The following is a 6116-nucleotide window of genomic DNA, read 5'->3' as shown; positions in this document are numbered from 1 at the left end:
CCCCTTTCAACGGCCGGGGCCTCGGCGGTCGTTGACTCCGGCGCGGCCTCGGCGGGCTGCGCGGCGGGCACGGTCGGGGCGGCGGGGAGCAGCGGCACGGTGATGGCCGGGCCGGGGCGGGTCTGCGCGACGTAGCCGAGCGACTTCAGGATCGAGGCGAAATCCTCGCCCGAGCAGCCGACCAGCGAGGTCATGTTCACCGTCGCCACGAAGCCGTCGCCATCGGCGGTGCCGGCCGGGGGCTCACCCGGCGTGGTGCCGGGCCGGTAGGCGATGGCCGGGCGGATCAGGTCGGCGAGCCGCTCCAGGATATCGACGCGCACCGCCCGCTCGCCGCAGACGCGGAAGCCGGCGGCCCGGTAGAGACCCTTGGCGATGGAGGGGTCGACCTTGATCGACGTGCGGCCGGAGCTCGCCAGATGGGCGATCTCGTCGAGGCCCGGCTGGTCGAGACCGCCGTTCTTGAGCGCCCAGAGCTGGGCGGCCAGTGTCCGCGGCGCCGGCTTCAGCAGCGCCGGCAGGAAGATGTGGTAGGCGCCGAAGCGCACGCCGTGGCGGCGGAGATTGGCGCGCCCGTCCTGATCGAGGGTGCGCATCTCGTGGGCGACCTTGGCCCGCTCCAGCACGCCGAGGGCCTCGACCACCTGATAGCCGATGCCGCGGGCGAGCCCGGTGAGGTCGGCGGCGGTTTCGATCTCCATCAGCGGGCCGAGCAGGCGCACCACGTGGGCGCGCAGCCACGCGGTCAGCCGGGTCTCGACCTTCTCGCGGGAGGCGCCGGCCAGGCTGTCGTCGGCGACGAGGCGGAGCCCCGGCTCGAACAGCTTGTCCCCCGGCACCAGTTTGGCGACCGGATCGCCGGTCCAGCGGATCACGCCGTCATGCGACAGGACCAGCGAGGCGTCGGCGGCCGAGGCGAAGCGCTCGGCCCGCGCCTCGATCTCGCCCGACAGCGCCTTCTCGGCGGCGGAGCGCAGGGTCTTGGCTTCCTGCCCTTCCGCCTGCGGGTCGGGCACGAATTGGAAACCGTGAAGACGGCCCACATGTTGACCCTCGACGGTGACGTCACCGCCGGGGGTGATCTCGGCTTCCAGCATCGTCTTCTCTCTCAAGCGCCGCATCAGGACGCTGGTGCGCCTGTCGACGAAGCGGCTCGCGAGGCGCTCGTGCAGGGCGTCGGATAGTCTGTCCTCTACCCGACGCGTCTCGCCCTGCCAATGCAGAGGATCGAGCAACCAGTCGGGCCTGTTGGCCACGAAGGTCCAGGTCCTGCCTTGCGCGATGCGCTGGGACAGGGCGTCGATGTCGCCGTCGGTGCGGTCGATCATCGCCACGTGGCGGGCGAACCAGTCGTTGGGGATGCGGCCGGCCATGCCGCGCATCAGGAAGCGGTAGAGCTGTGCCACGAGGTCGGCATGGGTCTGTGGATGGACCTTGCGGTAATCCGGCACGCCGCAGGTGTCCCACAGCCGGCGCACCGCCGCCGGGCCCTTGGCGAGGTCGCGGATGTCCTCCTCGCGCATCAGGATTTCCAGCGCCTGCTGGTCCTCGCCCATCGGCGCGCGGGTCAGCCCCGCCTCGTGCGGATGCTCGTCGAGGCTCGCCTGCAGGCGCTCCAGCGAGGCGAAGTCGAGATCCGGGTTGCGCCATTGCAGGATGCGCAGGGGCTCGAAATCGTGGGTTTCCAGCGCCTCCACCATTTCCGGCTCAAAGGGCGGGCAGCGGCCGGTGGAGCCGAAGGTGCCGTCGGAGGTGTGGCGCCCGGCGCGGCCGGCGATCTGGCCCATCTCCGCCGGGGTCAGCTTGCGGAAGCGGCTGCCGTCGTATTTCCAGTTGGCGGCGAAGGCGACGTGATCGACATCGAGGTTGAGCCCCATGCCGACCGCGTCGGTGGCGACGAGGTAGTCCACGTCGCCGGATTGATAGAGCTCGACCTGGGCGTTGCGGGTGCGGGGCGAGAGCGCGCCCAGCACCACTGCCGCCCCTCCCCGCTGGCGCCGGATCAGCTCGGCGATGGCGTAGACCTCCTCCGCCGAGAAGGCGACGATGGCCGTGCGGTGCGGCAGCCGCGAGATCTTCTTCTCGCCCGCGAAGGTAAGTTGCGACAGGCGCGGGCGGGTCGTCGTCTGCACGCCGGGAATCAGCGACTGCACCAGGGGCAGCATGGTCGAGGAGCCGATCAGCAGCGTCTCCTCGCGCCCGCGCCGGTAGAGCAGGCGGTCGGTGAAGACGTGACCGCGATCCATGTCGGCGGCGAGCTGGATCTCGTCGATCGCCACGAACGCGACCTCGAGGTCGCGCGGCATCGCCTCGATGGTGCAGATCCAGTAGCGCGGCCGGTCCGGCTTGATCTTCTCCTCGCCGGTGACGAGGGCGACGTTCTCGGCGCCGACCTTGGCGACGACGCGCAGATAGACCTCGCGGGCGAGCAACCGCAGGGGCAGGCCGATCATGCCGGTCGGATGCTGGAGCATCCGCTCGATGGCCAGGTGGGTCTTGCCCGTATTGGTCGGGCCGAGCACCGCGGTGACCCCGTGCGCGCGGGCCTCGCGGTGAAGGGTGCGAAGCGTCATGCTTGAGCGTCGGCCCGAAAGGTGATCACCGGCCTGTGTGAAAAGCCGGTGCGTCGACAATGGCTTCAGGCTCGATCCTGAGCTTTCGCATCAGGAAGGTGCCTCAAGGGCGGCGGTCCCTACGGCGCGAGAGCCGTCGGAGAAAAAGAGGGAAGCCGGGCACGCAGGCCCCGCATCGGGGAGGAACCGCTACCGGCGCGGAGGCGCGAGCGGCGGCCTCCCCTCATATGGGATGCCGGGGCCGGGCGCGCCAGCGGGGGCATCGAGGCCGGGATACGCGTAGATGTCGATCCTGGGCTGCGGCTGTTGCGGCGTCAGGTCGGTGCAGAGGGTGTCGGGCATCGCCGTCAGCGGTCCCCGGCGGGGCGGACGGTGCTCGATCACCTGGGCGGAGGAGAAGGCGTCGCCACCGCAATCGGGGCCGGCCGTGAGGGGCTCCCCGGCCCGTGTCGCACCCGAGGAGAGGAGCGGCAGGGCGAGGCAGGCGATCCGCAGCGTGTTCCTGCCGGGTGTGGCCGTCTTAAGCTGAAGCATGGCAAGCCTCCCGGCCATTGTCGGAGCCGGTTCGAAGGCGCTCAATCCCGCGCTTGCCCTGGAGGATCCGTCGAGGCCGCCGCTCCGCGTCGGCACCTCGGGATGAGGGCGAGGGTGGAAGGAGCGCGCCGCGCCGGTCTTCGGTCGGATGACGCTAAGGCTGCGTCAGGCTCGCGTCGGCGACCGTGGCGGTCGGCTGCGCCTCGCTGCCCTTCGCCGTTCCCGTCGGTCCCCCGGTCTGAGTCCAGCGGGTCGCCTCGATGATGTTGGTGCCGAGGGTGGTGCGAACCGAGATCCGCATCGGCACCAGCACCCGCGTGCCCTCGACGGGGGCGAGCCAGACCGACATGTCGCGGTTCTCTTCCATGAACTTCACCCCCGGCCGGTCGGGCCGGTGGCCGGCGATGGCGACGTAGCGGGCGTTGCAGACGAGGACCGGGCCGCTATAGCCGGGCTTCTCCACCTGCCGGGTCTCGCCGTAGCTCAGGACCACGTTGAAGCGGGTCGCCCCGTCGAAGACCGGGAGCGTGCGATTGCAGTTTTCCGGATCGGTCAGCTCGGCCCGGGCGCGGGCCGGCATCATCAGGGCGCTCGCCGGATCGATCACGCCGCGCTTGGCGGCGGCCGTGACCGGCACCCGGTCGCCGGTATCGAGCAGCGGCGGGGTGATCTCGGCCTGGGTGACGTTGCCGTTGGCCAGGGCCATCCGCACGGCGATGCCGGAATTGCTGGTGCGGGTGGCGATGGCGAAGCTGTTGGGGAGCGGCGCGGCGGCGTTGCCGCCCGAGATGCCGCCCGAGGAGCGGGCCGAGCCCTGGCCGCCGGTCACCGCGCCGACGAGGCCGGTCAGCACCGCCGAGACATCCATCCGGTAGCGCGCGCCCTCGAAGGCCCCGGTCAGCTGGGCGTTGCCGATCGGGATACCCGCCAGATTGACGCTGTAATCGACCGAAACCCCCGCCGGCGCAGCCTTCGCCGATCTGGCCTTGTGCGAGCGCGGCGCGGCCTGCGCGCCGGCCGGGACGGCGAGCGCCCCTGCGAGGAGGAGGATATGGGCGCGGCGGAGGGAAGATGCGCGCATGGTCGAGACTCTGGGCTCCACGCTCCGGCACGTCTCGGAGCGAGCCGTGTAGGACAACCGAGCTTATCGCGCCCCATGGTTAACAGACGGTTCGGCCCGCGCCAGGGCCGCGGCGCAGCCGCCGGGCGAGGCCGGTCACGCCTGCGGCGTCCAGCCCTGCCCGTGATAGATGAAGCGGACCCCCTCGCTGGCCAGTGCCGAGAGGCCGCTGAAAGCGGGATCCTTCACCGTGATGACGCTGGTGGGGATCTCCCGCATCTGCCCGGCGAACGGCGCCTTGCGCTCGAACGCCTCGCGAAAGCGGCCCTCCCGCAGCACCGTGACGATTCGGGGCGCGATGCCGCCACCGATATAGACCCCACCGGTGGCCAGGAAGGTCAGCGCCAGATCTCCGCAGACACGGCCCAGGAGCTTGCCGAACAGGGCGAGCGCGGCCCTCGCCTGCGGGTCCTCGCCCGAGAGACCGGACCGGGTGATCTCGGCGGGGTCGTGACGCGACCCGTCGCCCCCGGCCTTCACCGCCCGCAGAGCGGCGTGAAGCCGCGCGAGGCCGGAGCCGGAGAGAACCGTTTCCACGGTCACCCGCCCCTCCACCCGCTCGAGAGTCGGCCAGATCTCGGCCTCCTCCGCATCGGTCGGGCCGAGATCGGTATGGCCGGCCTCCGTCGAGACGATGGCGAGGCGATCCCCGTAGGGCATCAGCGCCGCGGCGCCGAAGCCGGTGCCCGGCCCGAGCACGAGGCGGGGCCCGGCGGCGTCTCCCCGCTCCGGCCCGATGGGGGTGAGTTCGTCGGGGGCGATGCCGGCAGCGCCCGCAGCCACGGGCACGTAATCGTTGACGAGGGCGACGCGGGAGAGGCCGAAATCCCGCCCGATGGCGGCGGCGTCCACGAGCCAATCGGCATTGGTGAGCTGCACCGCCGGCGCATCGACCCGGCCGGCAATCGCCAGGATCGCCGAACGGGGCGCGGGGGCACCGCTCGCCGCCAGGGAGGCCCGGATCGCCGCGCTCGGATGAGGATGCCCGGCGGTCGATTCGCGGGAGAGGAGGCGCGGCTCGCCGCCCTTCGTCTCGATCAGGCCGAAGCGGGCATTCGTGCCGCCGATATCGCCGATCAGCACCGGGAATTCGAACATCCGTCCCTCGCTCTCGTCGTCTCTGCCGTGATCCGGGAAATGATCCGGGAAGTCTTGTACCGCGCTGTTCCGAAAAACCGACGGACCCCTCTCGGGGCATGCTCCCAAAAAGGGCTCGCCCGCCGCGCGGCAGGCGCCGCCGAGGCGAGGCCGCCCGGCATCGGCCGCTCGCGGCCCCGCTCCCGTCAGGCGGGGGGCAGCGTCTCGGGGTCGATCGGAGCCCCCTCCGCCCAGGCGGCGATCAGGGCCCGCACCTCCGCCGGGGAGGCGAGGCGGCGGCGCGCCACCGTCTCGCCCTCGCCGACACGCACGCTGATGCCGCCATCCTCGTTGACGGAGGCGAAGGCGATCTCGTCGGTGCGGTCGTCGCCCAGGAAAATCGCCCGGCGCCCGGCATAGGGCGCGGCCTCGGAAAAGGCGCGGATGGCGTGGCCCTTGGTGGCGCTGGCGGGGACGATCTCGCCCACCGCCTTGCCGAGCTGGAGCCGGTAGGCGGAACCGAGATCGTGCGCCACGGCCTTGACGATCGCCTCCGCCGCCTGCGCATCCCCCGGCGCCGCGAGCCGCCAATGCACGGCGACCGAGGCCCCCTTGTCCTCGATCAGCACGGCTTCGTAGCGGGCGGTCTCCGCGTGCAGCCGCTCGACGCCGGCCCGGAGATCGGGATGGTCCTCCGCCCGCCCGCCGGTCAGGTTGCCATCCACCCGCCGCTCGACCCCGTGCAGGCCCGCCACGTCGAAGCGGGCGGGCTTCAGGAACGCGTCGATGACCGTCACCGGCCGGCCGGTGAC

At 71.8% G+C, this 6116-nt stretch carries 5 protein-coding genes; all 5 read right to left on the bottom strand.

Going from position 1 to position 6116, the window contains the following annotated elements; all coding sequences use genetic code 11:
• Window positions 1–2573 (bottom strand): helicase-related protein (locus MZTS_RS21760; RefSeq protein ID WP_192285385.1); only part of this gene is annotated, 2573 nt, incomplete at its 3' end.
• Between the two features lie 189 nt (window positions 2574–2762).
• Window positions 2763–3107 carry a hypothetical protein gene (locus MZTS_RS21755; protein WP_192285384.1) on the bottom strand — a complete coding sequence of 115 codons (345 nt, stop codon included), beginning with the start codon at window positions 3105–3107 and terminating at the stop codon, window positions 2763–2765.
• Window positions 3108–3261: 154 nt separating this feature from the next.
• Complete coding sequence (locus tag MZTS_RS21750) at window positions 3262–4188, bottom strand: DUF3108 domain-containing protein (RefSeq protein WP_192285383.1); 927 nt, start codon at window positions 4186–4188, stop codon at window positions 3262–3264.
• A 135-nt stretch (window positions 4189–4323) separates the two neighbouring features.
• Complete coding sequence (locus tag MZTS_RS21745) at window positions 4324–5325, bottom strand: glucokinase (protein WP_192285382.1); 1002 nt, start codon at window positions 5323–5325, stop codon at window positions 4324–4326.
• A 185-nt stretch (window positions 5326–5510) separates the two neighbouring features.
• The coding region (otsB, locus tag MZTS_RS21740) for a trehalose-phosphatase (protein ID WP_192285381.1) at window positions 5511–6116 on the bottom strand (606 nt) is incomplete at its 5' end.

This window comes from Methylorubrum zatmanii, from assembly GCF_014845115.1.
Classification (GTDB): Bacteria; Pseudomonadota; Alphaproteobacteria; order Rhizobiales; family Beijerinckiaceae; genus Methylobacterium; species Methylobacterium zatmanii.
Note: the sequence above shows the minus strand (reverse complement) of the source record. Positions and strands in the feature narration are given on the sequence as shown.